This is a genomic window from Promicromonospora sp. NPDC023805 (genome assembly GCF_040639635.1).
GTDB lineage: Bacteria > Actinomycetota > Actinomycetes > Actinomycetales > Cellulomonadaceae > Promicromonospora.
Genome location: NZ_JBFAAH010000056.1, coordinates 1,448 through 3,709, shown reverse-complemented (window position 1 = coordinate 3,709; position 2,262 = coordinate 1,448). Strand labels below are relative to the sequence as shown.

Here is a 2,262-nt window from a genome sequence, read left to right as displayed (position 1 = left end):
AAAGTGGGGACGCCGACTTAGCTCTTCGGAGCACGCCCTTCGGGGTGATGGTTGGTGCTGGTGGCAGAGGCCATGCCCAGGCCGTACGTGTCTGGGGTGGTTGCTCATGGGTGGAACATTGACGAAGAGTCTCCCTGTTCGGGCTGACTGCTAGTACGCCAGGTGCGTCCTTCTTCGGGAGGGTGTCACGGGTTGGAACGCGGTCTACCGGGTGGTGGGGTTCGCCAAGCACACTGTTGGGTCCTGAGACAACCGGCCGGCTTGTCCCTTCGGGGGTGAGCAAGGATCGTGTGTTTCTGGATCGAGTACGGGTCATCTGGTTCGTGTCATACCCGCCGGCTTGCCGGTTGTGGTGGTACGGGTTTGCCTGGTGGGTTCGTCCGTTGCTTGAGAACTGCATAGTGGACGCGAGCATCTTTGAAATTTTCCAAGATTGCGATCGTGAAACTGTTGGGCCATGAGCCTTCGGGTTTGTGGTTCCTTGTTTTGTGGTCATCTTGGTTTCTGTGATTGTAGTGTTGCCTGAAGTTTTTAAGGGCACATTGGTGGATGCCTTGGCACTAGGAGCCGAAGAAGGACGTTGTAGCCTGCGATAATCCTCGGGGAGTTGGCAGACGAGCTGTGATCCGAGGGTCTCCGAATGGGGGAACCCAGCCGAAGTCATGTTCGGTTACCCGCGCCTGAATGTATAGGGCGTGTGGAGGGAACGTCGGGAAGTGAAACATCTCAGTACCGACAGGAAGAGATATTCCGTGAGTAGTGGCGAGCGAAAGCGGATGAGGCCAAACCGTATGCGTGTCAAGCTGTCAGGCGTTGCGTGTGCGGGGTTGTGGGACCTTCTGGAAGAATCTGACAGTTCTTCAGCCAGTAAGAAAGCCGTGTCATAGTCGAACCGGGTTGAATACCGGACCGTAGTGGGTGGGAGTCCCGTAGACGAAATGGTGCGGCCTGGTTGAGGGGATCCCAAGTAGCACGGGGCCCGTGAAATCTCGTGTGAATCTGGCAAGACCACTTGCTAAGCCTAAATACTACCTAGTGACCGATAGCGGACAAGTACCGTGAGGGAAAGGTGAAAAGTACCCCGGGAGGGGAGTGAAATAGTACCTGAAACCGTGTGCCTACAATCCGTCGGAGCCTCCGTCTCATTTATGGGATAGCAGGGGTGACGGCGTGCCTTTTGAAGAATGAGCCTGCGAGTTAGTGCTCGGTGGCGAGGTTAACCCGTGTGGGGTATCCGTAGCGAAAGCGAGTCCGAATAGGGCGATTGAGTCGCCGGGTCTAGACCCGAAGCGAAGTGATCTAGCCATGGGCAGGTTGAAGCGCCGGTAAGACGGCGTGGAGGACCGAACCCACCAGGGTTGAAAACCTGGGGGATGACCTGTGGTTAGGGGTGAAAGGCCAATCAAACTTCGTGATAGCTGGTTCTCCCCGAAATGCATTTAGGTGCAGCGTCGCGTGTTTCTTACCGGAGGTAGAGCTACTGGATGGCTAATGGGCCTCACCAGGTTACTGACGTCAGCCAAACTCCGAATGCCGGTAAGTCGTAAGCGCGGCAGTGAGACTGCGGGGGATAAGCTCCGTGGTCGAGAGGGAAACAGCCCAGATCATCGGCTAAGGTCCCAAAGCGTGTGCTCAGTGGGAAAGGATGTGGAGTTGCACAGACAACCAGGAGGTTGGCTTAGAAGCAGCCACCCTTGAAAGAGTGCGTAATAGCTCACTGGTCAAGTGATTCCGCGCCGACAATGTAGCGGGGCTCAAGCACACCACCGAAGCCGTGGCACTCACACGTTAGCCCAGCACCAGACTTGTTCTGTGTGTTCAGGTGTGTGGGTGGGTAGGGGAGCGTCGTGTGGGCAGTGAAGTCGCGGAGTGATCCAGCGGTGGAGCCTACACGAGTGAGAATGCAGGCATGAGTAGCGAATGACGGGTGTGAATCCCGTCCGCCGAATGACCAAGGGTTCCAGGGCCAGGTTCATCCGCCCTGGGTAAGTCGGGACCTAAGGCGAGGCCGACAGGCGTAGTCGATGGACAAGGAGTTGATATTCTCCTACCGGCGAAGTACCGCCCATACCGAGCCCGGTGATACTAACCACCCCGAGCCCACACCGACACCTTCGGGTGTCATCGTGGGGTAGGCGTGGGACCTGATCCGGTAGTAGGTAAGCGTGTTAACAGGGGTGACGCAGGAAGGTAGCCAGGCGTGGCGATGGTTGTCCATGTCCAAGGTCGTAGCCCGTCCCATAGGCAAATCCGTGGGGCGTT

1 rRNA gene (running past one end of the window) is annotated in these 2,262 nt (G+C 57.1%); it reads left to right on the top strand.

The annotated features are described in order from the left end of the window. Positions 1–521: 521 nt before the first annotated feature. A 23S ribosomal RNA gene (locus tag AB0F70_RS27385) occupies positions 522–2,262 on the top strand; its annotated part runs 1,447 nt beyond the window's last position; the annotation flags it as partial.